At 67.0% G+C, this 25426-nt stretch carries 27 protein-coding genes and 1 tRNA gene; 18 read left to right on the top strand and 10 right to left on the bottom strand.

Features of this window, described 5'->3' with window-relative positions:
* Positions 1–11 precede the first annotated feature (11 nt).
* The 3 genes from D3874_RS02255 to D3874_RS02245 all read left to right on the top strand — a co-directional run bounded on the left by D3874_RS02255 (position 12) and on the right by D3874_RS02245 (position 2041).
* Positions 12–1301: a M20 family metallopeptidase gene (locus D3874_RS02255; protein ID WP_119775993.1), complete on the top strand. Its 1290-nt coding sequence runs from the start codon at positions 12–14 to the stop codon at positions 1299–1301.
* 81 nt (positions 1302–1382) lie between these two features.
* A complete protein-coding gene (locus tag D3874_RS02250; RefSeq protein ID WP_119775991.1) occupies positions 1383–1631 on the top strand; it encodes a type II toxin-antitoxin system VapB family antitoxin in 249 nt (82 codons plus the stop codon).
* Positions 1628–2041, top strand: coding sequence for a type II toxin-antitoxin system VapC family toxin (locus D3874_RS02245; RefSeq protein ID WP_119775989.1), 414 nt, complete (start codon positions 1628–1630; stop codon positions 2039–2041). Before D3874_RS02250 ends, D3874_RS02245 begins: the two co-directional genes overlap by 4 nt.
* Positions 2042–2048: 7 nt before the next feature.
* Here the strand turns inward: D3874_RS02245 and D3874_RS02240 are convergent, their stop codons facing one another.
* Positions 2049–2960, bottom strand: coding sequence for a LysR substrate-binding domain-containing protein (locus tag D3874_RS02240; RefSeq protein WP_119775986.1), 912 nt, complete (start codon positions 2958–2960; stop codon positions 2049–2051).
* Between the two features lie 164 nt (positions 2961–3124).
* Between D3874_RS02240 and D3874_RS02235 the strand changes: the two genes are divergently transcribed.
* The 3 genes from D3874_RS02235 to D3874_RS02225 all read left to right on the top strand — a co-directional run bounded on the left by D3874_RS02235 (position 3125) and on the right by D3874_RS02225 (position 6479).
* On the top strand, positions 3125–4321 hold the full coding sequence (locus tag D3874_RS02235) for an acyl-CoA dehydrogenase (RefSeq protein ID WP_119775984.1): 1197 nt from the start codon (positions 3125–3127) through the stop codon (positions 4319–4321).
* Between the two features lie 166 nt (positions 4322–4487).
* Entirely contained in the window at positions 4488–5651 is a 1164-nt protein-coding gene (locus D3874_RS02230; RefSeq protein ID WP_119775981.1) for a CaiB/BaiF CoA transferase family protein, read from the top strand.
* Positions 5652–5780: 129 nt separating this feature from the next.
* On the top strand, positions 5781–6479 hold the full coding sequence (locus tag D3874_RS02225) for a hypothetical protein (protein WP_119775979.1): 699 nt from the start codon (positions 5781–5783) through the stop codon (positions 6477–6479).
* Between the two features lie 4 nt (positions 6480–6483).
* Here the strand turns inward: D3874_RS02225 and lipB are convergent, their stop codons facing one another.
* Positions 6484–7161: a lipoyl(octanoyl) transferase LipB gene (lipB, locus tag D3874_RS02220; RefSeq protein ID WP_119775977.1), complete on the bottom strand. Its 678-nt coding sequence runs from the start codon at positions 7159–7161 to the stop codon at positions 6484–6486.
* A gap of 74 nt (positions 7162–7235) precedes the next feature.
* Here lipB and D3874_RS02215 point away from each other — a divergent pair, with 74 nt between their 5' ends.
* Positions 7236–7472: a FliM/FliN family flagellar motor switch protein gene (locus D3874_RS02215; protein WP_119775975.1), complete on the top strand. Its 237-nt coding sequence runs from the start codon at positions 7236–7238 to the stop codon at positions 7470–7472.
* Positions 7473–7554: 82 nt separating this feature from the next.
* Here the strand turns inward: D3874_RS02215 and D3874_RS02210 are convergent, their stop codons facing one another.
* Complete coding sequence (locus D3874_RS02210; RefSeq protein WP_119775972.1) at positions 7555–7740, bottom strand: putative motility protein; 186 nt, start codon at positions 7738–7740, stop codon at positions 7555–7557.
* Between the two features lie 225 nt (positions 7741–7965).
* Here D3874_RS02210 and D3874_RS02205 point away from each other — a divergent pair, with 225 nt between their 5' ends.
* The 9 genes from D3874_RS02205 (at position 7966) to D3874_RS02165 (ending at position 15347) form a co-directional block, all read left to right on the top strand.
* Positions 7966–8463 carry a precorrin-2 dehydrogenase/sirohydrochlorin ferrochelatase family protein gene (locus D3874_RS02205; protein WP_119775970.1) on the top strand — a complete coding sequence of 166 codons (498 nt, stop codon included), beginning with the start codon at positions 7966–7968 and terminating at the stop codon, positions 8461–8463.
* Between the two features lie 58 nt (positions 8464–8521).
* Entirely contained in the window at positions 8522–9253 is a 732-nt protein-coding gene (locus D3874_RS02200) for a phosphoadenylyl-sulfate reductase (RefSeq protein WP_119776680.1), read from the top strand.
* Positions 9254–9409: 156 nt separating this feature from the next.
* Complete coding sequence (locus tag D3874_RS02195) at positions 9410–9667, top strand: hypothetical protein (RefSeq protein WP_147385487.1); 258 nt, start codon at positions 9410–9412, stop codon at positions 9665–9667.
* A 48-nt stretch (positions 9668–9715) separates the two neighbouring features.
* Positions 9716–9801 (top strand) — tRNA-Leu (locus D3874_RS02190).
* A gap of 128 nt (positions 9802–9929) precedes the next feature.
* Positions 9930–11309, top strand: a complete 1380-nt coding sequence (gene mgtE / locus D3874_RS02185) for a magnesium transporter (protein WP_119775965.1) — start codon at positions 9930–9932, stop codon at positions 11307–11309.
* Positions 11310–11372: 63 nt separating this feature from the next.
* Complete coding sequence (locus D3874_RS02180; RefSeq protein ID WP_233559792.1) at positions 11373–12101, top strand: glycosyltransferase family 2 protein; 729 nt, start codon at positions 11373–11375, stop codon at positions 12099–12101.
* A 4-nt stretch (positions 12102–12105) separates the two neighbouring features.
* Entirely contained in the window at positions 12106–13767 is a 1662-nt protein-coding gene (locus D3874_RS02175) for an ArnT family glycosyltransferase (protein ID WP_119775961.1), read from the top strand.
* Positions 13764–14441, top strand: coding sequence for a phosphatase PAP2 family protein (locus D3874_RS28310; protein ID WP_158595783.1), 678 nt, complete (start codon positions 13764–13766; stop codon positions 14439–14441). Before D3874_RS02175 ends, D3874_RS28310 begins: the two co-directional genes overlap by 4 nt.
* Before the next feature lie 78 nt (positions 14442–14519).
* The gene (locus D3874_RS02165; RefSeq protein WP_147385486.1) at positions 14520–15347 is read left to right on the top strand and encodes an alpha/beta hydrolase family protein; all 828 of its coding nucleotides are present in this window, start codon (positions 14520–14522) and stop codon (positions 15345–15347) included.
* Here D3874_RS02165 and D3874_RS02160 read toward each other — a convergent pair.
* From D3874_RS02160 to D3874_RS02135, 6 genes are all read right to left on the bottom strand, one after another.
* Positions 15328–15867: a TIGR00645 family protein gene (locus D3874_RS02160; protein WP_119775957.1), complete on the bottom strand. Its 540-nt coding sequence runs from the start codon at positions 15865–15867 to the stop codon at positions 15328–15330. The two genes, D3874_RS02165 and D3874_RS02160, sit on opposite strands and share 20 nt — an antisense overlap.
* A gap of 61 nt (positions 15868–15928) precedes the next feature.
* Positions 15929–17248, bottom strand: coding sequence for an MFS transporter (locus tag D3874_RS02155; protein WP_119775954.1), 1320 nt, complete (start codon positions 17246–17248; stop codon positions 15929–15931).
* Positions 17249–17483: 235 nt separating this feature from the next.
* The gene (locus D3874_RS02150) at positions 17484–18611 is read right to left on the bottom strand and encodes an ABC transporter permease (protein ID WP_119775951.1); all 1128 of its coding nucleotides are present in this window, start codon (positions 18609–18611) and stop codon (positions 17484–17486) included.
* Positions 18608–19528, bottom strand: a complete 921-nt coding sequence (locus D3874_RS02145; RefSeq protein WP_119775949.1) for an ABC transporter permease — start codon at positions 19526–19528, stop codon at positions 18608–18610. The genes D3874_RS02150 and D3874_RS02145 overlap by 4 nt, the downstream gene beginning before the upstream one ends.
* 4 nt (positions 19529–19532) lie before the next feature.
* Complete coding sequence (locus tag D3874_RS02140) at positions 19533–20630, bottom strand: ABC transporter ATP-binding protein (RefSeq protein WP_119775946.1); 1098 nt, start codon at positions 20628–20630, stop codon at positions 19533–19535.
* Between the two features lie 159 nt (positions 20631–20789).
* Positions 20790–21872, bottom strand: a complete 1083-nt coding sequence (locus D3874_RS02135) for an extracellular solute-binding protein (protein ID WP_233559791.1) — start codon at positions 21870–21872, stop codon at positions 20790–20792.
* 183 nt (positions 21873–22055) lie between these two features.
* Between D3874_RS02135 and pdxR the strand changes: the two genes are divergently transcribed.
* Together pdxR and D3874_RS28305 are read left to right on the top strand one after the other, a co-directional pair.
* The gene (gene pdxR / locus D3874_RS02130; RefSeq protein WP_119775943.1) at positions 22056–23567 is read left to right on the top strand and encodes a MocR-like pyridoxine biosynthesis transcription factor PdxR; all 1512 of its coding nucleotides are present in this window, start codon (positions 22056–22058) and stop codon (positions 23565–23567) included.
* A 65-nt stretch (positions 23568–23632) separates the two neighbouring features.
* Positions 23633–23809, top strand: coding sequence for a hypothetical protein (locus D3874_RS28305; protein ID WP_158595782.1), 177 nt, complete (start codon positions 23633–23635; stop codon positions 23807–23809).
* 206 nt (positions 23810–24015) lie between these two features.
* Here the strand turns inward: D3874_RS28305 and D3874_RS02125 are convergent, their stop codons facing one another.
* The gene (locus D3874_RS02125) at positions 24016–25332 is read right to left on the bottom strand and encodes an aminotransferase class III-fold pyridoxal phosphate-dependent enzyme (protein ID WP_119776671.1); all 1317 of its coding nucleotides are present in this window, start codon (positions 25330–25332) and stop codon (positions 24016–24018) included.
* Between the last annotated feature and the right edge of the window lie 94 nt (positions 25333–25426).

Genomic DNA, 25426 nt, shown 5'->3' with positions numbered 1-25426 from the left:
GGGAGACTTCCATGACGATCGAGAGGGGCCTCGCCGGCGAGATCCGCGATGCGGTCAAGGCGATGGAGACGGGGGCCGTCGATTTCCTGTGCGACCTGGTGCGCGAGGACAGCCTGCTGGGCCAGGAGCAGGGCGCCCAGGACCGCATGGCCGATGCCTTCGAGCACCTGGGGCTGGACGTCGAACGCTTCGAGATCGACCTTGAGGCGATCCGCCACCTGCCTGGGTTCTCGCCGCCAGTAATCGACAATTACACCGGGCGGCAGAATGTCGTCGGCTTGCACCGGCCCAAGGGCGGCGGCGGTGGCCGCTCCCTGATCCTCAATGGTCACATCGATGTCGTGCCGACCGGCCCGGCCGCGCTGTGGACCACGCCGCCCTTTGCCCCCCGCCTCGAGGACGGCAAGGTCTACGGCCGCGGGGCCGGCGACATGAAGGCCGGCATCGTTGCCTATTGCCTGGCCTTCGAGGCGCTGGGCGCGCTGGGTTACCGGCCGGCCGCCCCGGTCATCATGCAATCGGTGATCGAGGAGGAGTGTACCGGCAACGGCGCGCTGGCCTGCCTGGCCCGCGGCTACCGGGCCGATGCCGCGATCATCCCCGAACCCTTCAACCAGACCCTGATGGTGGCGCAACTGGGCGTGATGTGGCTGACCATCGACCTGGTGGGCAAGCCGGCCCATGTCCAGGATACCGCGGCCGGCATCAACGCGATCGAGGCGGCCCATGCCCTGTTCGACAGCTTGCGCGGGCTGGAGGCGATGTGGAACCGGGCCTCGTCCCGCCATGCCTGCTACCAGGACCATGCCCATCCGGTGAACTTCAATTTGGGGCGCGTCTCGGGCGGCGAATGGGCCTCGTCGGTGCCTTGCGCGGCCTCGATCGATGTCCGCGTCGGCTTCTATCCCGGCATGACCATCCCGGCGGTGAAGCGGGCGATCCAGGCAACCATCGACACCGCCGTGCGCGAGCGGGTCGAGTTGAAGGGCGCGCGGGTCACCGTCAGTTACAAGGGCTTCCAGGCCGAAGGCTGCGTGATCGATCCCGACGCGCCCCTGATGATGGGCCTGGCCGATGCCCACCGCCTGGTGACCAACGCGCCGATCGAATTCCAGGCCTCGACCGCCACCACCGATGCCCGCTTCTTCGTGCTCTACGGCGATACGCCCGCCACCTGCTATGGCCCGGTCGCCTGCAACTACCACGGCCTTGACGAATGGGTCTCGATCGACTCGATGCTTGAGGTCGCCCAGGTGCTGGCGGTGTTCATGGCCGGCTGGTGCGGGCTGGAGAAGGCTTGATCCGTTGCTGGCAAGCCATCACCTGCCATCTTGATGGCTAGCGGCATCCGATCTATATTTCTGACGACAAGGAGATACGCCATGGCCGAACCGCAGCTTTCCGTTCGCAGTGCCAAGGCGCGCGATCTGGCCCACCGCCTCGCGCGGCGCGAGAAGCGCTCGATCGCCGACATCGTCGAGCGTGCCTTGGAGGCCTATGAAATCCGCGAGGCAGGGCGCGAGCCGGCTGCCGACTTCTATGCCCGGCTGTCGGCCGATGCCGGCACCGATCTCGACCTGGAAACGGTCATCCGCCAGTCGCGGCGTCCGAATCCGGGGCCGGATCTATGATTTTTCTCGACACCAACGTGGTATCGGAGACGCTGCGAAAGGTGCCGGATCCGGCGGTGACCGCTTGGCTCGTCCGCCACGATGCCGAACTTGCCCTGCCGACCGTGACCATCGGCGAGATCGCCTTCGGCATTGCGAAAATCAGGCCCGATCAGCGTGCTGCGCGGCTGGACCTGGGCCTTGCCCAGTGGCGCCGCCGTTTTGCCGACCGGATCTTCGGCCTGACGGAAGAGGCGGCCCTGGCCTATGGCCAGATCATGGGAACGGCCGCCCGGCAGGGCCGCGGCATGTCTGCCCCTGACGGGATGATCGCCGCCATTGCCAGGGTCAACGGCGGGCGCCTGGCCACCCGCAACGCAGGGGATTTCAGCACGACGGGGCTTGCCCTGATCTCGCCCTGGGACTTCTGATCCGAACTTAGAGCGTTTCCGTCGCCACCTTCTCCAGCAGCCAGTCGCGGAAGGCGGCCAGGGGCGGCAGGGCGCTCTTTTCGGTGGGATAGGCCAGGAAATAGCCCTGCGTACTCGTCACTGCCGTGCCGAACAGCACCTGCAACTCGCCCCGCGCCAACTCCTCCGCCACCAGCAGGCGCGGCACCATGGCCACGCCCAGTTCGGCCACCGCCGCCTGCAGCACCATGGCGAACTGCTCGAAGCTCAAGGTCGGCTGGTCGCCCACCGGGCCCAGGTCGTTGGCGGCGAACCACTCGGGCCAGGCCTTGGGCCGCGTCGCCTGGATCAGCAGGGTGGCGCGGCGCAGGTCGGCCGGGGCGGCCAGCCTCTCCCGCTTCACCAGGGCGGGGGCTGCCACCGGCACCAGCACCTCGCCCATCAGGCGGTGCAGGGTGGCGCCCGGCCAAAAGTCGTCGCCGAAATGGATCGCGGCATCCAGCCCCTCCCGGGCGAAATCGAAGGGCCGCAGGCGGGTGGCAAAGCGGATGGTCACGTCGCGGTGGCGGGCAAAGAAGTCCGGCAGGCGCGGGATCAGCCAGCGGGTGCCGAAGGTGGGCAGGATCGCCAGGTCCAGGGTGCCGCCGCGGCCCTTGAAGGCGATGGTCTGGGCCGTGGCGGTGGCGAAGCGCGACAGCGTCTCGCGCAGGCTGTCAGCATAGAAGCGGCCGGCCGGGGTCAGCGCCACGCGCTGGCGCACCCGCTCGAACAGGGCCAGGCCCAGGCGTTCCTCCAGGTCCTTCACCTGCCGGCTGATCGCCCCCTGGGTCAGGTTCAATTCGGCCGCGGCCCTGGTGAAACTGCCCAGGCGCGCCGCCGCCTCGAAGGCGACGAGCAGCCCCAGCGGCGGAATCAGGCGGCGGCCCAGGCCATGAGTCATGCGCTCAGCTCATCTTGTATTGGCGGATTTTGGCAAATTCGCCGGGGCGAGTCGACCAGGTTCATTACCAGTCCGCATGAACTTGATACGCGATCATCGATTGCCCGAGACTGGGCGACGGCGCATGTTCACGGGCCATACGCGCGGATCATCGGGAGCGAGCAATGAGTGCAGCAAAAGCCAAGGCGGCCTTCGTCTGGGAGGACCCGTTCCTGCTCGAGGAGCAATTGTCCGAGGACGAGCGCCTGGTGCGCGATTCGGTTCGCGCCTATGCCCAGGACAAACTGCTGCCCCGCGTCGTCTCGGCCTTCGCGCAAGAGCGCTTCGATCGCGAGATCATGAACGAGATGGGCGAGTTGGGCTTCCTCGGCTCGACCATCCCCAGCGAATACGGCGGCGCCGATGCCTCCTATGTCGCCTACGGCCTGGCGGCGCGGGAGGTGGAGCGGGTCGATTCCGGCTATCGCTCGGCCATGAGCGTGCAGTCGTCCCTGGTCATGCACCCGATCCATGCCTATGGCGACGAGCGCCAGCGCAAGGCCTATCTGCCCAAGCTCGCGACCGGCGAATGGATCGGCTGCTTCGGCCTGACCGAGCCCGACCACGGCTCCGATCCCGGCGGCATGCGCACCCGCGCGACCAAGGTCGCCGATGGTTACCTGCTGAACGGCGCCAAGATGTGGATCACCAATTCGCCGATCGCCGACCTCGCCGTGGTCTGGGCCAAGTCGGAAGCCCATGACAACGCCATCCGCGGCTTCATCGTCGAACGCGGCATGAAGGGCTTCTCGACGCCCAAGATCGAAGGCAAGCTCTCCCTGCGCGCCTCGATCACCGGCGAGATCGTGCTGGACGGCGTGGTGGTGCCGGAAGAAAACCTGCTGCCCAACGCCTCGGGCCTGGGCGGGCCGTTCGGCTGCCTGAACCGCGCGCGTTACGGCATTTCCTGGGGCGCCATGGGCGCCGCGGAAGCCTGCTGGCACGCGGCCCGGCAATATACCCTGGACCGCAAGCAGTTCGGCCGGCCCCTGGCCCAGACCCAGCTCGTGCAGAAGAAGCTCGCGGACATGCAGACCGAAATCACGCTCGGCCTGCAGGGTTCGCTGCGCGTTGGCCGCCTGATGGACGAGGGCAAGGTCCTGCCCGAGGCGATCTCGTTGATGAAGCGCAACAATTGCGGCAAGGCCCTGGATATCGCCCGGGTCGCCCGCGACATGCACGGCGGCAACGGCATCTCGGGCGAATACCATGTCATCCGCCATGCCATGAACCTGGAAACCGTGAACACCTACGAAGGCACCCATGACGTCCACGCCCTGATCCTGGGCCGGGCGCAGACCGGCCTCCAGGCGTTTTTCTGAAATCTCCCTCTCCGCCGCTTGCGGGGGAGAGGGAAGGGGCCCATTGCGCCAGCAATGGGAAGGGTGAGGTGGTCGGTGGGATGGATCGTGTCTCATGCCGACCACCCACCTCACCCAACCCTCTCCCCCTGAAGGGCGGAGAGGGCTTTCGGCGGAGTAATCAAGAATGTCCCAACCACCCCTGGCCGGCCTCAAGGTGATCGAACTGGCGCGCATCCTGGCCGGGCCGTGGGCGGGGCAGGTGCTGGCCGACCTGGGGGCCGACGTGATCAAGGTGGAGAAGCCGGGCGAGGGCGACGACACCCGCGGCTGGGGCCCGCCCTTCGTCACCGACGCGGACGGCAATTCCCTGGGGGCCGCCTATTTCCATGCCTGCAACCGGGGCAAGCGGTCGATCGCCGTCGATATCGCAACGGCGCAGGGCCAGGCGGTGGTGCGCGATCTGGTGCGCGGCGCCGACGTGCTGATCGAGAACTTCAAGGTCGGCGGCCTGGCCAAATACGGCCTCGACTATGCCTCGCTGCAGGCGATCAACCCGCGCCTGGTCTATTGCTCGATCACCGGCTTCGGCCAGACCGGGCCTTACGCCGCCCGCGCCGGCTACGACTTCATGATCCAGGGCCTGGGCGGCATCATGGACCTGACCGGCGACCCGGCGGGCGAGCCGCAGAAGATCGGCGTCGCCCATGTCGACCTGTTCACCGGGCTCTACGGCGTGATCGCGATCCAGGCGGCCCTGATCGAGCGGCAGCGCTCGGGCCTGGGCCAGCATCTGGACCTGGCCCTGCTCGATACCCAGGTCGGCGTGCTGGCCAACCAGGCCTTGAACTTCCTGGTCTCGGGTACCAGCCCGCGCCGGCTCGGCAACGCTCACCCTAATATCGTGCCCTATCAGGTCTTCGCCGTGGCCGACGGTCACCTGATCATCGCGGTGGGCAATGACGGGCAGTTCCGCCGCTGCTGTCAGGTCATCGGCCTGCCCGCCCTGGCGGACGATGCGCGCTATCGCACCAACCGCGACCGCATCGCCAACCGCTCGGCACTGATCGCCGCCATGGCCGCGCCTATTGCGGCTTTCGCCCGCGACGACCTGCTCGCGGCCCTCGAACAGGCCGGCGTCCCCGCCGGGCCGATCAACACGGTGGCCCAGGTCTTTGCCGATCCCCAGGTGGTTCACCGCGAAATGCAATTGACCCTGCCGCTGGAGGCGGGAAGCGTGCCGGGGGTTCGGACCCCCATCGTCATGTCGCGCAGCCCGCTGGTCCTGGACCGGCCGTCGCCCCGCCTGGGCCAGCATACGGACGAGATCCTGGCCGCGCGGGAGAGGTGACGGGGACCGCACCGGCCGCGTAAAATTAATCCTGGCGCGCGCAGAACGCAGGGAACCCACTTGCGACGGTCGGGTTGACGCGGGCAAGGGCAATTGCGACATACGGCGGGTGGCGGCCGTGGAGCCTCGATGTATCGATTTCTGACATGGGCGGTGGGGGTGATCGCGGCGGCGACGGTGATCGGCGCGATCGGCTACGATCTTTCGACCGAACGCATCGCCCGCGCCTATGCGGCGAGCGCGCCGGTATCCGTGCGCCCGGCCGGCGAGATCTCCAACGATGGCGTCGAGCGCCTGGTGGTGATCCCGCTGCTGCCCGTCGAGGCTGCCCGCACCCCCATCCACACCGTGTCCGGCGGCCCGCTGGCCGAGCCGTCGCGGGAAGAGATGGGTTATGCCATGCGCCTGGTCGGCGCGGTGCCGCCGCCGGGCGACGAGGTTTCGGCCGCGGCGATGGTCGAGATTCCGCCCAATATCGTCCGCCGCCTGGCCGGCGGCATTGCCTGGATCACGGTCTGGGCCCGGGCGGACCGCGCCCGGCCGGCCACGACCTTTGCCATGTCGCTGTCGATCGACGGCGGCTTCAAGGGCTGGCACCGGTTCCCGCTAGTCGCCTCCAGCTATGAAAGCTACGGCTTTGGCGTGCCGGTCCCGGCGGATGCGGTGGGCAAGGCGGTGCGGGTGCTGATCCTGCCGGATACCGACGGCAAGGGAGCTGCGATCTCGGTCAGCCATCTGATCGTCGACCGGGTGCTCAAGCCCGGCGAACCCGAACCCCCGACCGAATCGAGCCCGGCCGCGGCGCCGGCCGCGCCCGTGGTGCCCTGAGGTATCAGCGCGTCGGGCTCAGCCCGAAGATCTCCTCGAAGGTCTCGGCCAGGGCGACATCGACATCGGCCATGGTCACCGGCAGCCCCAGGTCGACCAGCGAGGTGACGCCGTGCTGGCTGATGCCGCAGGGCACGATGCCGTCGAAATGCGTAAGGTCGGGTTCGACGTTCAAGGACAGGCCGTGAAAGGTCACCCAGCGGCGCACGCGCACGCCGATGGCGCCGATCTTGTCTTCGCGCGGCATCGGCCCGCCGTCGTTGCGCACGACCCAGACGCCGACGCGGCCGTCGCGCATCTCGCCCTTGACGTTGAAGCGGGCCAGCGCCGCGATCATCCATTTTTCCAGCTTGCAGACGAAGGCACGCAGGTCGCGCTCGTCGCGGGTCAGGTCCAGCATGACATAGACCACCCGCTGGCCCGGCCCGTGATAGGTGAACCGGCCGCCGCGGCCGGCGTCATAGACGGGAAAACGATCGGGGCTGAGCAGTTCCTCCGCCGCCGCGCTGGTCCCGGCGGTGTAGAGCGGCGGATGTTCGACCAGCCAGATCAATTCGGCCGCGGTGCCGGCCCGGATCGCCTCGACCCGTGCCTCCATGGTCGCCAGGGCGGTGGGATAGTCGACCAGGGCCGGGCTGACCAGCCAGTCGATGGGGCGGCTCGGAGCGGCTGACAGGCTCATTTCAAAGGCTTCCGTTAACCAGACGCTAAGCTAGATACGCGATCTTCGAGGCTGGACAAGCGGAGAAACGCGCTGTGACGGCAGTCGGGGACGTCTTCATCGACATATCGGTGGTGCTGGGCCAATCCACCATGCCCATCAACCAATTGCTGAAAATGGGCCGCGGCGCGGTGATCGAACTCGACGGCAAGGAAGACCAGCCGGTGATGATCCTGGCCAACGGCCGGCCCATCGCCCGGGGCGAAATCGTCATCTCCGGTGACCGCATCGCCGTCTCGGTGACCGAGCTGCTGATCGGCCGGCCACGCTGAGGCTGCCGCGCGTCCATGCGGCGGCGGCATGTCTGAGGCGACCCTATTACATCGGTAAAGCTGATCGCACGGGCGCGAAGGGTCACACCTTGACGTCGACGGCACTGCCCATGCCCGGCGGCGGCGATGGCGTGGTCTTCAAGGTTTCGATCAGGGCGGCCACGGTTTGGCGCTGGAAATCGGCATTTTGCCGGGCAAACGCGACGGAAAGCTCGCTCTGCGTCTGATACTGCTTCATCGCCATAACGGTGGTCGCAAGCTCGATCATGGTCGGCCTCCTGGTTTCAGCGTGATCTGGCGGCCTTAATATCTCGTAAAAACAAATGGCAGGTGTAATACTGCGGTGATCAAATTCTGCATTGCGTCATTAATGGGAATTCCCATATGGTCCCCAACCTTCATTGTGTACGAGGTGTGGTGTCATGGCCGTCTTGCACTCTTGTTCGTGTAAGGCCTCGGAAATGGTCACCAGGATTAGTGTGGTAGCGCGGTAATGCTCCCGATCGCCCTGGATATGTCGCGGCTTGCCGTGGCGCTGGTCGGCCGGGGCGAGGTCGTTCTCAAGCGTCTGTCGCTGCTCGATGAGGCGGGGGCGACAAGTGTCACGGTGTTCGCGCTGGAAGCGGATGCGGCATTGGCGGCGGCGGCCGGGTCTCGGTTGCGGGCCAGCCTGCCGGACGAGGCGGCACTGAAAGACGTGCGTCTCGTGGTGGTCGCCGGGCTGCCGTTCGATGTCGCGGCGAAAATTGCTGCAACCGCGAAGGCCGTGGGCGCGTTAGTGAATGTGGAGGATGTCGTGGCGTTGTGCGACGTCCATTTGCCGGCGCTGGTGCGCCGGGGCGATCTCACCATCGCCGTATCGACCGCCGGCAAGAGCCCGGCGCTGGCACGCCGGTTGCGGCGCCATCTCGAGGCCAAGTTCGGCCCGGAATGGACGCAGCGGCTGGAAGAGCTGGCGGCGGCACGGCGGGGTGGCGTGAACAGGGATTGACCCCCGGCGAGGTTTCGCGGCGGTCCGAAGCATTGATGGACGAAAAGGAATGGTTGTCATGAACGCCTTGAACGCCGACGCCAAGCAATGGGCGCGCGATCATGCGGCGGCGCTTCGCAACCTCTACGGTCCGCTGGAGGGCGAGGGGCTGCTGAAGGTCATGACCCAGCTCGAGTTCCGCGGCCGCATCGCTCTGGTCTCGTCCTTCGGGGCCGAATCGGCGGTGCTGCTCCACCTCATCTCCAAGGTCGACCGGACCGTACCCGTGGTCTTCCTCGACACCGGCAAGCTGTTCGGCGAGACCCTGCGCCACCGCGATCGCTTGGTGAAGATGCTGGGCCTGACCGATGTCCGCTCGATCGAGCCCGACCCGGTGGAGGTCGACGCCCGCGATCCCGACGGCGTGCTGTGGCGCGACAATCCCAATGCCTGCTGCCGCCTGCGCAAGGTCGAGCCGCTGGCCCGCGCGCTTGGCGAATTCGACGCCTGGATCACCGGCCGCAAGCGCTTCCAGACCAACGAGCGCGCCCTGCTGCCGACCATCGAGGCCGGCGACGGCAAGGTGAAGATCAACCCGCTGATCTCGTGGGACGCCGAGGCGCTGGAAGCTTACCGCGTCGCCCACAACCTGCCGGCCCATCCGCTGGTCGAGGACGGCTACCTCTCGATCGGCTGCATGCCCTGCACCGACCGCGTCATCCCCGGCGGCGACTATCGCGACGGCCGCTGGTCGGGGACCGACAAGAAGGAATGTGGCATCCACCTGGAAATCGACGGCTCGGGTATTTAAGGGGCCCCTCAGGCGCCGGGCGGGGCCATGCGGCCCCTTGGCTCGCTGCGCTAAAGCTCCGCGGCGCCTCAATGGCGCCTGGGCGCAGGCTGTTGGGAACACAAGCGCTTAGGCGGCGTTAGCTCCATGGGGTTGGGCGTACCTGGAGATATTCGCATGCGATCTCGAGCCCTGTTGCTTGCCCCCTTCGCCGTTTCTGCCGTCGTCCTCGCAGGCTGCGGCGGCAAACCGCCGCCGATGGCCGCCACCCCGCAAAGCTATGTCGTGACCATCGACGACGATGTCGATGAACTGGCCGAAGCCACCAAGCAGGCCCAGGTTCACTGCGCCCAGTTCAGCCGCGGGACCCGCCTCGTGAGCGTGGGTGAAATTGACGGCAAGCGCCTCGTCAGCTTCGAGTGCGTGGCGAACTAAAGCTTGCCTGTCCAGAGCGAATTTGCTACCACCCGCGCCTGCCCGGATGCGGTCGTGGCGGAATGGTAGACGCGCAAGCTTGAGGTGCTTGTGGGGTAACACCCGTGGAAGTTCGAGTCTTCTCGACCGCACCAAAGTCAAAACGCCCGAAGCCCCGCGCTTCGGGCGTTTTTGCTTTAATGTCGCGGAACTCGGGTGGGTCCGGCCGCATTCGCACTGCATTGCGGCAAGTCCACCCGGGTCGCCGTTTTCGTGAGGCACCATGGTCGAACCGCAACTGCGCGAGCCGGTTGAAGATACCGCCGTCGGCCTCGACGAGGCCGTCCGGGGCGAAATCGTCGCCGCCGTCGAGGCGGAAGACACCAATGCCCTGCGCGCCGCCGTCGACCGCCTGCATGTCGCCGACCTTGCCGACCTTATCGAGCAGTTGAGCCACGAGCAGCGCCGCATCCTGATCGCCGCCCTGGGCGACGATCTCGATCCGGAGCTGCTCTCGGAACTGCACGGCCCGGTCCTGACCGAGGTCATGGAACTGATCGGGCCGCGCGGCACGGCCGAGGCCCTGTCCCAGCTCGACACCGACGATGCCGTCTATGTCCTGAACGAGGCCGACGACGAGCAGCAGCGCGAGGTCATGGCCGAATTGTCGGTCGAAGACCGGCTGATGCTGCAATCGGGCCTGTCCTACCCGGAAGAGTCCGCCGGCCGGCTGATGCAGCGCGACGTCGTCGCCGTGGCCGATTTCTGGACCGTGGGCCGGGTGCTGCAATACCTGCGGCGCGAGGCCGACCTGCCCGATCGCTTCTACGAGATCGTGGTCATCGACGGCGATCGCCGGCCGGTGGGCACGGTGCCGCTGGACCGCATCCTGCGCACCAATGCCGACCTGCCCATCGGCATGATCATGGAACCGGCCGAACACCTGGTGCCGGTCGACATGGACCAGGAGGAAGTCGCCTTCCTGTTCCAGCAATACCGCCTGGTCAGCGCCGCCGTGGTCGATCGCGACGGCCGCCTGGCCGGTGCCGTCACCGCCGACGACATCGCCGACGTCATCGAGGCCGAGGTCGAGGAAGACGCCATGCTGCTGGGCGGCGTCGCCGAGACCGACATCCAGGAGACGGTCTGGACCACGACCCGTACCCGTTTTGCCTGGCTGTTCGTCAATTTGGGCACCGCGATCCTGGCCTCGGCCGTGATCGGCATGTTCGATGCGGCGATCGAGAAGATCGTGGCCCTGGCGATCCTGATGCCCATCGTCGCCTCGATGGGCGGAAATGCCGCAACCCAGACCCTGACGGTCGCTGTGCGCACCCTGGCGACTAAGGAATTGACCACCGCCAATGCCCGGCGGGTGGTCCTGAAGGAGGCCCTGGTCGGGGCGATCAACGGCGTGGTCTTTGCCGCGATCGTCGGCGGCATCGGCTTTCTGTGGTTCGGCGATTGGGAACTGGGCCTGGTTTTCGCCATGTCCATGATCATCAACATGGTCGCCGGCGCGCTCGCCGGGGTCATGATCCCGCTGGTGCTGGATCGTTTCGGCATCGACCCGGCGATCGCCTCGGGTGTCTTCGTGACCACGGTGACCGACGTCGTCGGTTTCTTCGCATTCCTGGGGCTCGCGGCACTCCTGCTGCTGTGACGGGTGACAAAGCGGCGCCGACCGGCTAAGCCATTCGCGCACTTGGCCGGGAAAATGGGCCCCATGGACTTAAGCATCGTCATCCCTGTTCTGAACGAGTCCGAGAATGTCGGGCCGCTGCTCGACGAGGTTCTCGCCGCCTTGCGCCCGGTCGGGATCGCCTTCGAGGTGATTTTCGTCGACGACGGCTCGGACGATGATACCGCCGCCAAACTGGCCGCGCGGCAGGCGGATGCGCCGGAATTGCGCATCGTCCGCCATGCCCAGCGCTATGGCCAGAGCATGGGCGTGCGCTCGGGCGTGCTCGCCGCCCGCGGCCTTTGGGTGGGCACCCTGGACGGCGACCGGCAGAACGATCCGGCCGACCTGCCCAGCCTGTGGGCGGCGGCGAACGGCCCCCAAAAGCCCGACCTGCTGGCCGGCGAGCGGATCAAGCGCAACGACCCCTGGCAGAAGCGCTATGCCTCGCGCTTCGCCAACTGGCTGCGCAACAAGATGCTGAAGGACGGGGTCAAGGACACCGGCTGTGGTGTTAAGATGTTCCGGCGCTCGCTGTTCCTGGAATTCCCGCATTTCGATCACATGCACCGCTTCCTGCCGGCGCTGGCCCGGCGCCATGGGGCCACGGTGCTGCCGATCCCTGTGAACCACCGCCCGCGCGATGCCGGCACCTCCAAATACGGCACTTTCGACCGCGCCCTGGTCGGCATCACCGACCTGTTCGGGGTGTGGTGGCTGAACCGCCGCTCCAAATTCCCCATCCGTCTGCGCGACGGCGGCGGGATCAACTAGGATCATGCCCCTGCCCGGCGGTCATCTGGCGCGGGTTCTCCTCCTGCTGCTGTTGTGCCTGGGCACCTTTCTGCCAGGCATCGCCAGCCTGCCGCCGACCGACCGGGACGAGTCGCGTTTCGCCCAGGCGACGCGGCAGATGGTCGAGACCGGCGACTATGTCGATATCCGCTTCCAGGATGTGCCGCGCTACAAGAAGCCGGTCGGCATCTACTGGCTGCAGGCGGCCGCTGTCGCCGTGACGGGCGAGGGGGCGGCAAGCCCGATCTGGGTCTATCGCCTGCCGTCCATGATCGCATCGATGCTGGCGGTCCTGTTGCTCTATGGCCTGGCCCGGCGCTTTGCCGGCGAGGATGTCGCCTTTGCCGCCGCTGCCCTGTTGGCGGCGGCGCTGGTGTTGAACATCGAGGCGCGCCTGGCCAAGACCGATGCGACGCTGCTGTTGACCGTCGTGGGCGCGCTGGGCTGTTTCGGCCTGATCTATCAGCGGGTCACGCAGGGGCTGCGCACGGCGCCGTGGCCTGCCCTGGCGGGCTGGGCTTTCCTGGGCCTGGGCGTGCTGATCAAGGGACCGATCGCCCCCCTGGTGGCGGGGCTCGCCGTCCTGACCCTGGCGTTGGCCGATCGGCGCAGCGGCCGGGTGGGCACTTTCCTGCGGGCGCTGCGGCCCTTGTCCGGCCTGCTGGTCCTGGCCGTGATCACCGCGCCCTGGCTGATTGCCATCTCGCTGAAGACCGACGGCGCCTTCCTGTCCAACTCGGTGGGCGGCGACCTGGTGCCCAAGCTGCTGGGCGGCGAGGAAAGCCACGGCGCGCCGCCCGGCTACTACTTCGTCACCATGGCGGCGATGCTGTGGCCGGGCGGGGTGCTGTTCGGCTTGAGCCTGCCCTGGGCCTGGGCCAATCGGCACCGGCCCTGGGTGCGCTTTGCCCTGGCCTGGGGCGTGCCGGGGTTCATCCTGTTCGAGCTGGTGCCGACCAAGCTGCCCCACTACACCATGCCCTATTTCCCGGCCTTCCTGCTGCTGGGGGCCGGCGCGGCGCTGGAAGCCTTCAAGCCGGTGACGCGCCTGGGCCGGCATTGGCGCCGGTTCGTGCTGGCCGTGTTCGCTGCGGTGGGCGTGGCCCTGGGGCTGGGGCTGGCCGGATTGGAATGGTATTTCACCGGCGGGGCCGGCACCGCTGGCCTTGCTGCGGTCGTGGTGGCCCTGCTGACCGTCACGGCCAGCCTGGTCCTGATCAGCCGGGCGGCCGTTGGCCGGGCCATCGCGGTCATGGTGATCGGGGCCGGTGCCCTCTATGCGGCGGCCTTCACGACGATCCTGCCGGGGGCGACGGTGCTGTGGCCCGCCCCGGCAATCGCCGCGGAACTGGATCGCCTGGGGCTGACCGATGCGCCGCTGCTGGTCTCCAGCGGTTACAGCGAGCCCAGCCTGGTGTTCCTGACCAGGACCGATATCCGCCTGTTGTCGCCGGCCGAGGCAGCGGCGGCGTTTGCCGCCGCGCCGGGCGCCGTCGCCCTTGTCGAGGCAGGGTCGAGGCCGGGCTTCGACGCGGCCCTGGGCGGCCTGGCGGTGCAGGAGCTCGCCCATGTCCGCGGGGTCAACGTGTCGCGCGGCAAGCCGATCGACATCGCCATTCTGCGGCGAGGCCCCGTGGCGCCATGAGCGCCGCCGCCACAGTCCGGCTGATCTGGGACCTTGCCGGCGACGCGCTGGTCGAGGCGGTGGGCATCGCCGCCCGCCGCTGGTGGCTGGCGCTGGCCCTGGCGCTGATCATCGTCGCTGCGATGCTGTGGCTGGACCGGCCGCTGGCGCTGTGGTTCTTCGCCTTGCCCGCGCAGGACAAGGTGGCCTTCGCCGCCATCAACGAGGTCGGCCGGTCGGGCTGGATGTTTGCCGTGGCCGGGCTGGTGCTGGTCGTGGCGGCCTGGCGCCGCCGGGCCGACTGGGTGGTGCGCGCAGCCTTTGTGATGGGGTCGGTCGCCCTGGGCGGCCTGGTCGTCAACGTGGTCAAGGTGGTGGTGGCGCGGGCCCGGCCCCGGCTGCTGATCGCCGATGGCACCTATGGCGTCCACGGTTTCGATATCGACGCCCACTGGAATTCGTTTCCGTCGGGCCACTCCCAGGCCATTGCCGCCTTCGCCGCGGCCCTGGGCCTGATCTGGCCGCGCTGGCGCTTCGTCTTCCTGGCGCTGGCCGTGCTGCCGGCCGCCGCGCGCATGGTCATGGCGAACCACTTCGCGGCCGATGTCATCGCCGGCTATGCCACTGGCGTGCTGGTTGCCTTCGCCCTTGCCCGGGCGATGTCCAAACGCAACATCGGGCCAATAAAGGCCTGAGCACCCTGCACCCAACCTTGGCGGCGGTGGCGAGTTCGCTCATCATGCGGGCTTGCCGTCGGGGCCGAGGGGCGTTGGATGCTATTGCGTAGTGTGCTGATCGTTTGGGCGTGCCTCACGGCGGCGCTGGGCGTGGCGCGCGCGGAAGACGCCGGCGAGGCGGGCACCTGCGCCTCGGGCGACGGCCGTGAATGGCTGCGCGCCGGGCGCCTGTGCTTGGGGATAGAGACCTTCGGCGCCGACAAGGTCGGCCCGCGGCCCCAGCTCGTGGTCATGATCCACGGCGATTCCAGCCAGGGCGGCCCGGTCGACTATTTCTACCCGATCGCCGCCCAGGTCTCGGCCGAGCCGGACGTGGTGGCAGTCGCCCTGCTGCGCCCGGGGTACAGCGATGGCGCGGGCAAGGTCTCGGACGGCCGCAACTGGGGCCGGGTCGATCTCTACACGCCGGAGAATATCGACGCGGTGGCGACGGCGTTGCGCGAACTCAAGACCCAGTACAAGGCCCGGCGGCTGATCGTGCTGGGCCATTCGGGCGGGGCGGTGACCACGGCGATCGTGATCGGCCGGCATCCCGGCCTGATCGACGTGGCGATGCTGATCTCGTGCCCCTGCGACATCGTCAAGTGGAACCAGATGATCCACCGGACGGCCTTTACCCGCAGCCTGCTGCCCATGGCCTATCTGGACCGGGTGGCGACGGCGACCGACGTGGTGGCGATGACCGGGCGGGGCGACGGCTGGACCGCGCCGGCCACGGTGACCGGCTATGTGGACGGCCTGAAGGCCCGCGGCGTGGCGGCGAGCTTCATCCCGCTGCCCGTGAACAACCACGACTTCCAGCCCCTGTGGGCGAACGGCGTGAAAGACGAACTGCTCGCCATCCTCAATGGCCGGACGAGCTGAGGCCTGCTTCCTTCACCTTGTCGCGGGCCTTGGCGAAGGTCAGCTTGTCGATGATCGCCATCAGCAGGGTGGAAACCACCAGGGTCATGTGGATGCCGATCAGCCAGGCGAGGTCGGACGAGGTGTATTTCTCGACGCTGACGAAGGCCTTCAAAAGCTGGATCGAGGAAATGGCGACGATCGAGGCGCCCAGCTTGATCTTCAAGGTGCCGGGATCGAGCTTGCCGAACAGCGGCGGGGTGTCGCTGCCTTCCTTCACGTCGATCTTCGAGACGAAGCTTTCATAGGACGAGATCACCACCATGGTGATCAGCCCGGCGACCAGCACCAGGTCGATCAGGGCCAGGGTCTCGAGGATGATCGCGGAATCATCGGCCGCGCCCAGGCTGCCCACGACATGGAACAAGTCGGTATAGAACTGCCAGATCAGGACCAGGAGCATGGCGGCCAGCCCTAGGTACAACGGCACCAGAAGCCACCGGCTGGCCAGAATCGTCTGCTCGATCATCCGTTCCAACATCGCCTGTCCTCTCGTTCGAACCAGGCCGAAACTGGGGCGCGCGGCGGCTGATTTCAAGCATTCATATGGGCGGCAGGTTGTCGTCCATTTCGTCGGTGTCGTAGCCGTCGGGCCCGACCGCCAGCGCCTTGCGTGTGTTGGGATCGAGGAAGGAGATCAGCAGGCCCATGCCCAGCAGACCGGCGCCGATGAAATAGGGCAGGGCGGGATTGATCTTGTAGGCCGGCATGACGATGAAGGGCATGACCAGGAAGCCGAAGGCGGCCGTGGCATTGTTGAGGCCGGCGACCGCACCCTGTTCGTGACGCTGCACGACCAGGGAGCCCACGGCGACATTGCCCGGCCGGGACATGCCCTGGCCCAGGCCGATGATGGTCAGCGCGAACACCAGGGGGCCAAGTTCGTAGGCGAAGGCCAATCCTAAGAAGGCGACGGCGCTGACACCCAGGCCCACCCGCTCCAGCACCGGGGCCGACATGCGGAAACGATGCACGACGACGAGCTGGCCGAACAGGGCGGCAAGCGAGGCCGCCATCAGGCCGATGCCGGCGAACTGCGCCGCGGAATCGAGCGGCAGGGTCAGCCGGTCCATCATGTAGAAGGCGACGGTCTGGATCATCGCCGCCTGGGCGGAGGAGATGATCGCGCCGTTGGCCAGGTTCAAGACGATGCGCCTGTCGAACACGCTGAGGCGGATGCGGGTCTTCGATGGTTGCGGCGGCGCATGTTCGGGCAAGGCCTTCCAGGCCAGCAGGACACTGAGCAGGCCCAGGAAGGCCGTAAAGTAGAAGGGGGCCAGAATGCCCAGGACGACGAGGCTGGCGGAGAGGCCGGGACCCAGCGTGGCACCCAGGCCGAAGGCGGCGGCCAAAGATGCGATGGCGCGGGTACGCTCCGTCCTCGTGGTGCGGTCGGCGACATAGGCCTGGGCGGAAGGCGAGGCGGCCGAGACCACCAGGCCATAGGTCGAGCGGACGGCGACCAGCAGGGGAAAGGCAAGGGCCACGGCGATCCAGCCCTCCCGCGCGGCCTGCAGCACCAGGGTGAACAGCAGCATCGACAGGGTGAAGCCCAGCAGGCCGATCAGGATGGTGCGGCGGCGGCCCAGATGATCGGACCGCCGGCCCCACCAGGGCGTGGTCACCACCCAGAAGGCGGACGACAGCACGAAGATGCTGCCGACCTGGAGTTCCGTCAGCCCCAGGTCGCGGGCGATCGGCGGCAGGATGGCATAGACGACCGACTGGCTGAAGCCGGTACACATCAGGCAGATGGTGAGGACCGCAAAGGCCCGCCGCCGTGCGGCCGGCGCCATGGGCAGGGTGGCCTGCTCGTCATCCCCTGCCTTCTGTCGGGCGGGTTGGTTATCCGTATCGGGCATGATGCTCTGTCTGACGTCTCGAACCGGGCCATGATGGGCCGGTTCGGGCGCAAGGTCACGGGTTCGTGTTGCCGGAGGCTTTTGCGCCGGGTGCAGGGGGCCGGCGGGGTGCGTCCTTCGAGACGCCACCTTTGGTGGCTCCTCAGGATGAGGAAAATCTATATGCCACAACAAACCTCCTCATCCTGAGGAGGCCCGCAGGGCCGTCTCGAAGGACGCACGACCGACCCGCAGCCTAGGGCTTGGGGCCGCCCAGGTTGTCGGGCGTGAACACGCCGCCGAAGGGCGTGCTGGGGGCAGGCGCGGTCCCGCTGGGCGCGGCGGGGGCCGGCGCGGGTTGGCGCTGTTGCTCCTGCAGGCGCTGCTGTTCCAGCATTTTGGCGTCCAGGATCGTTTTCTCGCAGGCCCTTGAATCATGCTGGCTGCCGTACCAGACCGCGGTGCCCAACAAGGCGATCATGATGGTGGCGACCGTCGCCGGGTGGCGCAGTAATGCGGCGACAGGGTTCTCGAGAATGCGCCTGGCCGCCGCGCCGCCTTGGGCCAGGGTATCGGCACGGCGCTGGTGCACCTCGTGCACGATGGCGCCGATCAGGGTAATCGCGATGATCACCACCGCGACCGCCGAGATGGAGGGATCGATACCAAGCCGGACCTTGGAGGCGAGGACGGTGGTGAAGGTACTCTCGGCCACGATGGCAAAGACCGTGGTGTTGTAGTTCTCGAGCGAGGCGAGGAAGGCGAGGATCGCGGCCGAGAAGATCGCCGGGCGCAGGAAGGGCAGCAGGATGCGGCGGAACGCCTGGCCGGGTGTAGCACCCAGGTCCAGCGCCGCCTCGGTTAGCGAGGTGTCGAACCGCTGCAGCCGGGCCAGGAACACCAGCATCGAATAGGCGGCGATGAAGCAGACCTGGCCCAGGATGGTCAGGAAGAAGCCGTTGTAGAAGATCGAGTCGAAGCCGAAGCCCAGACCGCTGCCGATCCTGCCCCAGAACAACAGGGTGGAAATGCCGATGACGATGCCGGGCATCAGGATCGGCGAGATGAACACGGTATAGAGCAGGCCCTTCAGCTTCGGCCCGACCTCGCTCAAGGCCAGGGCCGCGGCGAGACCAATGGGGGTGGAGACCACCACCACGCCGGCGCCGATAGCCAAGCTATTGCCCAGGCCCTTCATCAGCAGCAGGTCGCGTGACAGGCGGCCGAACCAGTCGGTGGTGAAGCAATCCCACGGCACGATGCGCGGGAAGGACGAGGAATTGAACGCGGTGATCACCATGATCACCAGGGGCCCGAACAGGAAGCCGAAGAACAGCAGGCAGAAGGCGACCGTCCCGGCCCGGGTGACAATGCCGCTGCTCATCGGCCGATGGCCCCGATGCCGACCTTGAAGACCCGCATCATCAGCAGCGTGAACAGGATGCTGACCGCGACCAGGATCACCGCATAGGCCGAACCGCGCGGCCAGTTGCCGGCATCGTTGAACCATTGGTAGACCAGTTGGGTGAACCACAGGTTCGACGGCCCGCCCAGGATCTGCGGCGCGGCCAGGGCGCCGGTGGTCAGCATGAAGACCATGGTGGTGCCCGAGGCGATGCCCGGCTTGGCCATGGGGATGACGATGCGCCAGTGGACGCGCCACCAACTGGCGCCCATGTCGCGCGCCGCCTCGATCTGGTTGCGGTCGAGTGCTTCCACGGCGTTGTAGATCGGGAAGATCATCAGGAGGATGTAGGCATAAGTGAGGCCCGCATAGAGGGCGACATCCTCACGGATGAAGTCGACCGGCTGGTCCCACAGGCCCAGCGACAGGCCCAGGCCGTTCACCAGGCCGGTCGCGCCGAACAGGATGCGGAAGGCGAAGGCGCGCAAGACTTCGTTCACCCAGAAGGGCACGATCAGGCCGATCATCATCAGGCGCGCCGTGCTTTTGCTGGCACCGTGCGCCAGCACATAGGCGATGGGGTAGCACAGGATCAGGTCGAGGAAGGTTACGATGACCGAGGCGACCACGGTCTTGACCAGGATCGTGACATGCAGGCTGTTGAAGCTGCCGTCGTTGCCCTGCACGAAATAGCCGTAGTTCGACAGCGTGTAGACGTCCCTGGGCCCGCCCTGATCGGCCGGGGGCAGGTTGTGGCTGAACGACATGTCGACCATGGCCAATTGCGGCAGCACGATCAGCACGAAGACCCACAGGGTGATCGCCACCACGACGAAGATGCCGACGCCCGTGCCGTGGCGGGTGAACAGGGCCTTGAAATCGCGCAGCGCACCCATGCGGTCAGCCCCGCGCCAACGGCCCGTCGGGCAGCACCAGGCCCAGGTCGGGCGAGAAGGTGACGGGCAGCGTGCCGTCGGCATCGATCGCGGGCGGTGCGCCGTCATTGACCAGCGACATGCGCAGGCGCTGGCCGCCGCCGGCATCGAGCAGCAGATGGCGGGCGTTGCCCTCGAACTCCTCGCCGATCAGGCGGGCGGGGATGTGGTTGACGGCTGCTGTCGCCACCACCGGCTTCAACTGTTCGGGGCGGATGAAGATGATGCAGGATTCACCGGCGCGGTAGAGCCGTCCGCCGGCCGAGACACCCTGGAGGCGCAGGCCCGCCGCCGTCTCGACCTCCACCGCCAGTTCGTCGCGGGCGACCACGGTGGCAGCGATGGCATTGGTCTCGCCCACGAAGGAGGCGACGAAGGAGGTGCGTGGGCGGTCATAGAGGGTGACCGGGTCCGCCACCTGTTCGATCACGCCCTTGCTCATCACCGCGACCCGGTCGGACATGATCAGGGCCTCGCCCTGGTCGTGGGTGATATAGATGAAGGTGAGGCCGACCCGCTTCTGGATCTCGCGCAGTTCGCTGCGCATGTGCTGGCGCAGCTTCAGGTCCAGGGCCGACAGCGGCTCGTCCAGCAGCAGGATATCGGGCTCGACCGCCAGGGCCCGGGCAATGGCGACACGCTGGCGCTGGCCGCCCGAGAGTTCCGTCACCTTCTTGTCGCCCTGGCCAGCCAGGGCGATCAGGTCCAGCAATTCGTCGGCCCGCTTGCGCCGCTCGCGCTTGGAGACGCCGCGCACCTCGAGCGGAAAGGCGATGTTCTCGGCTACGGTCATCAAGGGGAACAGGGCGAGGTTCTGGAAGATCAGCGCGGTCGGCCGCTGGTTGGGGCCGACCCCCTTCATGTCGTTGCCGCCGATCAGGACGCGGCCCTCGGTCGGCGCGATGAAGCCTGAGATGCAGCGCAGCAGCGTGGTCTTGCCGCAGCCCGAGGGACCTAAGAAGGAGAAGAATTCGCCGCCGGCGATGTCGAGATGAGCATTGTCGACGGCGGCATGGGCGCCGAAGCGGATCGTCACATGTTCCAGGGTGACGTTCTTGCTCATCTGCGCTCCGTTCGTTCTCAAGCAGGTACTGGTCCTGCCGTCATCCCGGCGAAGGCCGGGATCCATCCCCGGGCCGCGCGGGGTGGGGAAATCCCCCACATCCCGCGTGCCGTTGCCATGGATTCCGGCCTTCGCCGGAATGACGATCAAGGTGAGCGATCAGGCGCTCATGAACTTGTTCACGAACTCCGTCCGCTTCTCGGCGTACCAGGGGGCTTCCGGCGGCCAGGGGTTCAGCTTGGCCAGGGCATCGCCCGGATAGGCGTCGGCGAAGTTCTTGGCATAGACGTCGCCGGCGAACTTGTCGGCACCCGTGACCGGCGAATTGTAGCCGTGGGTCTTGATCGCCTCGCCCGCCAGGGCGGCGTCATAGCAGGCCTCGATGAAGGCATAGACCTGGTCGACGTTTTTGACGCCGACCGGCAGGGCCAGGCCGTCGACCCAGGCCATGGCGCCTTCGACGGGGGCGCGGTACATCACCGGTTCGCCCGCGGTCTTCAGCGCGATCGGCGGGCCGTCCCAGGTCTGGGCGACGATCACGCCTTCGTTCAGCAGGCCGTTCTTCTGGGTATCGGCATCGTTCCACAGCAGCTTCAGGTTCTTCTTCTTGCCGATGCAATATTCGGTCAGCTTGCTCCAGACTTCGGTCATTTTTTCAGGGCTCTGATAGGCGGCCCACATCGAGCCCGGCGCCATCTCGCCCTTCCGCTCCAGCGCGAGGCCGGCGCCCAGCATCACGGAATGGCCGCGGCCCATGGTCTTGCCGGCGTTGGCATCGTCCCAGATGTCGCCGTAGGACGGGAATTCGCCGGCCGGCTTGAACTTGTCGGTGCGCCAGGAAACGCCCTCGGTCCCCCAGATATGCGGGACCCAGGCGACACCCTTGCCGCCGAAGTTCCACACCGTCTCGCCCATCTTGGCCATGGCCGGGTTGACCTTGTCGATGGGGATCTTCTTCATGTCGAAGGGCTGGATCAGGCCCAGCGGCTCCCACAGCAGCGACCGGTTCAGGGTCGGCGAGATCAGGTCGAAACCCTGGCCGTTGGTCGCCTTCATCTTGTTCAGGATGTCGTCGTTGGAACCGATGCCGGTGAAGTTGATCTTGATCCCGGTCTTCTTGGTGAACGCGTCGCGGAACGGGTCGGGCAGGTAGTCCGACCACATCATGATGTTGATCTCGCCCGACGAGGCCAATACCGACCGGCTGACGATCGCCGGCATGGCCAGGGCAGTTCCCCCCACCGCCGCCGCCTTCAGAACCAAACGCCGGCTGACGGATTTACCCGTGTGCTTCCTCATTGCCATAAGCCCCACTCCTATTCCCCGAGAGACGCCAGCGTAGATGATGCAGTGCAAAAGGCTAGGTCCGCCATCGATTTTGGTATTAGATCCACAGGAAATTTTTATGGTGCCAGAGGATCGTGCATGTCGCTTCTGGATCGCTACTTCCTCTCGCCGCTCGATCCGGCGCAGAGCTTGCAGAAGCAGGTTCACGATCGGATGGTCGAGGCGATCCTCGACGGCGGGGTGCCACCGCACGACCCCCTGCCGGCGACCAGGGATCTGGCCGATCGCATCGGCGTGTCGCGCAACACCGTGGTGCTGGTCTATGAGCGGCTGACCGAGGAGGGCTATCTGGCCCCGGTCAAGCGCCGCGGCTATTTCATCGATCAGCAGTTCCTGCGCCAGCAATTGAACATGCGCGTCGCCGGGTACATGGCCTCCGAGCCGCGCGAGGACGGCCCGGTCAAAGCGGTGGACTGGTCGGACCGGATGCTGTCCAGGCCGTCGCTGCACCGCAATGTCGTGAAGCCCAAAAACTGGCAGGAGTTCAGCTATCCCTTCATCTATGGCCAGGTCGCCATCGACAAGGTTTCAATCGCCCGCTGGCGCGACGCGACCAGGCTCGCCAGTTCGGCCTTCCACGCCCCGTCCTGGGTGCTGGACCTAGTGGACGGCGACGACCCCATGCTGGTCGAGCAGATCATCAACCGGGTGCTGCCGCAGCGGGGGCTGAAGGCCAAGCCCGAGGAGATCCTGATCACCACCGGGTCGCAGAACGGCTTGTATCTGGCCGGCAACCTGTTGTGCGGGCCAGGGACCAGGGTCGCCCTGGAAAACCCCGGTTATGTCGACACCCGCAACATCCTGCGGGACGCCGGCGCCGACCTGGTGCCGATTCCGGTGGATGCCAACGGCATGGTGGTCGACGACCGGCTTCGCGGTTGCGAGTTGGTCTATGTCACGCCTAGCCACCAGTCGCCGACCAGCGTGACCATGTCCCTGCAGCGCCGGCTGGCCCTGCTCGACATGGCGGAGCGGCAGGACGCCCTGATCCTGGAGGACGACTACGAGCACGAGTTGAATTTCGTCGGCCCCCAGCGCGCCGCCGTGCGCAGCTTCGACAACGCCGACCGCACGATCTATCTGGGCAGCCTGTCCAAGACCGTGTTTCCCGGCCTGCGCCTGGGCTTCGTGCTGGCGGCCGAACCGCTGATCCGCGAGTTGCGCGCCCTGCGCCGGCTGATGTACCGGCACACCTCGGCGCACGACCAGCGCGCGATGGCGATTTTCATCGCCGAGGGCCATCTGGACGCCCATATCCGCCGGGTGCGCGAACAGTTGGGGCGCAAATGGGCGACCATGCAGCGCGAGATCGTCAGCCTGCTGCCCGATTGTGAATTCACCCAGACCACGGGCGGCTCGGCCATCTGGCTGCGCCTGCCCTGGGGCATCGACTGCTGGGACGTGCAGCGCGCTGCCCTCAAGCGCAGCGTCCTGGTCGAACCGGGCGACATCCAGTTCATCGACGACCAGCCGCCGCGCAACATCATCCGCCTGGGCTATGCCGCCATCGCGCAGGAGGCGATCGTGCCGGGGCTCATGCAATTGCGCGAAGCCATCAACGAAGTCAGGCGCGAGTCAGTGGCGGCCTGAGCGCGGACTCGCCCTGCACCAGCGCCGCGTGTTACGCTTTCGGCGCCACAATCGGAGTGCATGGCGTGTCCAAATCCACGATCCAGGTCGACGATGATTACGAAGCCTGGTTCCGCCGCAAGGTCGAGGCGGGCCGGACTGCGCTTCGGGATGGTCGAGTATCGTCAAACGAAGAGATCGAGGCGCGGTTTGCTGCCAAGCGCGAGGAATTGCTGCGGCGACTCGATGAGTCCAGCGCTTGAGTGTCGTCTGGTCGCTCCAGCAGCACCAAGTCGTACCGCTTACGTCCCCAAAGCCTCCACCGTCATGGCCGGGCGAAGTCCCGGCCATCCACGTCGGCAAGCTGCCTCTTTCGTCAACGAATGTGGCTCGTCCCGACGTGGATGCCCGGCACAAGGCCGGGCATGACGATTGAGAGTGGTGTGCAGAATGAAAGGCCAATCGAGCCTCAGATATCCCCCCGGCCCAGCACCTTCTGCAGGACCTCACCCATGCGGGCCAACTCATCCTCCTCGACCACGAAGGCGGGAGCGAAGATCAGGGCGTCGCCGGTGGCCTTCACATGCAGGCCGGCGTCGAACAGCAGGCGTTGCACCAGGCTGCCCTTCTCGCCCGGGTTGGCGCCCGGCTTGAGCTGGATGCCGGCAATCATGCCGTAACCGCGCAGGTCCGTGACCTGGGGCAGGTTGCGCAGGCCGAAGACCAGGTCCAGCAGCTTGGGCGACATGGCCTGGCCGCGCGCGAACAGGCCCTCGTCGCGGTAGATGTCGAGCGCGGCGAGGCCGGCGGCGCAGGCGACCGGGTGCGCCGAGTAGGTATAGCCGTGGAACAGTTCCGGGCGGTCGCCCTTGGCGGCGTCGATCACCGCCGCCTGGATGTCGCGATGAACGGCGACCGCCGACATCGGGATGGCGCCGTTGGTCAGGGCCTTGGCCATGGTGATCAGGTCCGGCGTCACCTTGAATTCCTGGGCGGCAAAGGCGGCGCCGGTGCGGCCGAAGCCGGTGATGACCTCGTCGAACACCAGCAGGATGCCGTATTTGTCGCAGGTGGCGCGCAGCTTCTCGAGATAGCCCTTGGGCGGCACGATGGTGCCGATCGAGCCGGCGACGGGCTCGATGAAGACGGCGGCGATGGTCTCGCCGCCGTGCAGCCGGCACAGGTCTTCCAGGTCGTCGGCCTTGTCGGCACCGCTCTCAGGCTGGCCACGGGTATAGCGCTGCTCCTCGCTCCAGGTGTGGCGCATATGCAGGGTGTCGAAGGTGACGCCCGAGTAGTCGCGCCGGTTGTTGACCATGCCGGCCAGCGAGGTGCCGCCGATATTGACGCCGTGATAGGCCCAGTTGCGCGAGACGAAGCGGCTGCGCTGGCCTTGGCCCCGGGCGCGGTGATAGGCGAGGCAGATCTTGACGGCGGAATCGACCGCCTCGGACCCTGAATTGCCGAAGAAGAGGCGGTCCAGGCCCGGCGGCAGCAATGCGGCCAGACGCTGCGCAAATTCAAACGAGACCGGGGCGGCGCGCTGGAAGTGCGGGGTGTAGTCCAGGGTCATCAGTTGCCGATGCACCACGTCTGCGATTTCCGGCCGGCCGTGGCCGGCGGCGCAGCAGAACAGCCCCGACGAGCCATCCAGGATTTCCCGCCCCTCGGGCGTCCAATAGCGTACGCCCTGCGCCCGCGCGAAAACCTGCGGTTCCTGCTTGAACAGGCGGTTGTTGGTGAAGGGCAGCCAGTGGTGGTCCATGTTGGGCGCGAGAGCGTTCATGATTTGCACTTCGTTCCGGAGGGATGCGGCCAGCATCGAACTTACAGCCGGCGGATGTTAGATCCACAGCCGAGAAATTGTAGGTCCAGCGAGC

The sequence above is a fragment of the Oleomonas cavernae genome, from assembly GCF_003590945.1.
Classification (GTDB): Bacteria; Pseudomonadota; Alphaproteobacteria; order Zavarziniales; family Zavarziniaceae; genus Zavarzinia; species Zavarzinia cavernae.
The sequence above is the reverse complement of the archived record's forward strand: the minus strand, read 5'-3'. Positions and strand labels throughout refer to the sequence as shown.

Bases quoted from the DNA above. Each gene is read 5' to 3' on its own strand.
- D3874_RS02255 (WP_119775993.1), top strand. From the start codon at position 12: ATGACGATCGAGAGGGGCCTCGCCGGCGAGATCCGCGATGCGGTCAAG.
- D3874_RS02250 (WP_119775991.1), top strand. From the start codon at position 1,383: ATGGCCGAACCGCAGCTTTCCGTTCGCAGTGCCAAGGCGCGCGATCTG.
- D3874_RS02245 (WP_119775989.1), top strand. From the start codon at position 1,628: ATGATTTTTCTCGACACCAACGTGGTATCGGAGACGCTGCGAAAGGTG.
- D3874_RS02240 (WP_119775986.1), bottom strand. From the start codon at position 2,960: ATGACTCATGGCCTGGGCCGCCGCCTGATTCCGCCGCTGGGGCTGCTC.
- D3874_RS02235 (WP_119775984.1), top strand. From the start codon at position 3,125: ATGAGTGCAGCAAAAGCCAAGGCGGCCTTCGTCTGGGAGGACCCGTTC.
- D3874_RS02230 (WP_119775981.1), top strand. From the start codon at position 4,488: ATGTCCCAACCACCCCTGGCCGGCCTCAAGGTGATCGAACTGGCGCGC.
- D3874_RS02225 (WP_119775979.1), top strand. From the start codon at position 5,781: ATGTATCGATTTCTGACATGGGCGGTGGGGGTGATCGCGGCGGCGACG.
- lipB (WP_119775977.1), bottom strand. From the start codon at position 7,161: ATGAGCCTGTCAGCCGCTCCGAGCCGCCCCATCGACTGGCTGGTCAGC.
- D3874_RS02210 (WP_119775972.1), bottom strand. From the start codon at position 7,740: ATGATCGAGCTTGCGACCACCGTTATGGCGATGAAGCAGTATCAGACG.
- D3874_RS02205 (WP_119775970.1), top strand. From the start codon at position 7,966: ATGCTCCCGATCGCCCTGGATATGTCGCGGCTTGCCGTGGCGCTGGTC.
- D3874_RS02200 (WP_119776680.1), top strand. From the start codon at position 8,522: ATGAACGCCTTGAACGCCGACGCCAAGCAATGGGCGCGCGATCATGCG.
- D3874_RS02195 (WP_147385487.1), top strand. From the start codon at position 9,410: ATGCGATCTCGAGCCCTGTTGCTTGCCCCCTTCGCCGTTTCTGCCGTC.
- mgtE (WP_119775965.1), top strand. From the start codon at position 9,930: ATGGTCGAACCGCAACTGCGCGAGCCGGTTGAAGATACCGCCGTCGGC.
- D3874_RS02180 (WP_233559792.1), top strand. From the start codon at position 11,373: ATGGACTTAAGCATCGTCATCCCTGTTCTGAACGAGTCCGAGAATGTC.
- D3874_RS02175 (WP_119775961.1), top strand. From the start codon at position 12,106: ATGCCCCTGCCCGGCGGTCATCTGGCGCGGGTTCTCCTCCTGCTGCTG.
- D3874_RS28310 (WP_158595783.1), top strand. From the start codon at position 13,764: ATGAGCGCCGCCGCCACAGTCCGGCTGATCTGGGACCTTGCCGGCGAC.
- D3874_RS02165 (WP_147385486.1), top strand. From the start codon at position 14,520: ATGCTATTGCGTAGTGTGCTGATCGTTTGGGCGTGCCTCACGGCGGCG.
- D3874_RS02160 (WP_119775957.1), bottom strand. From the start codon at position 15,867: ATGTTGGAACGGATGATCGAGCAGACGATTCTGGCCAGCCGGTGGCTT.
- D3874_RS02155 (WP_119775954.1), bottom strand. From the start codon at position 17,248: ATGCCCGATACGGATAACCAACCCGCCCGACAGAAGGCAGGGGATGAC.
- D3874_RS02150 (WP_119775951.1), bottom strand. From the start codon at position 18,611: ATGAGCAGCGGCATTGTCACCCGGGCCGGGACGGTCGCCTTCTGCCTG.
- D3874_RS02145 (WP_119775949.1), bottom strand. From the start codon at position 19,528: ATGGGTGCGCTGCGCGATTTCAAGGCCCTGTTCACCCGCCACGGCACG.
- D3874_RS02140 (WP_119775946.1), bottom strand. From the start codon at position 20,630: ATGAGCAAGAACGTCACCCTGGAACATGTGACGATCCGCTTCGGCGCC.
- pdxR (WP_119775943.1), top strand. From the start codon at position 22,056: ATGTCGCTTCTGGATCGCTACTTCCTCTCGCCGCTCGATCCGGCGCAG.
- D3874_RS02125 (WP_119776671.1), bottom strand. From the start codon at position 25,332: ATGAACGCTCTCGCGCCCAACATGGACCACCACTGGCTGCCCTTCACC.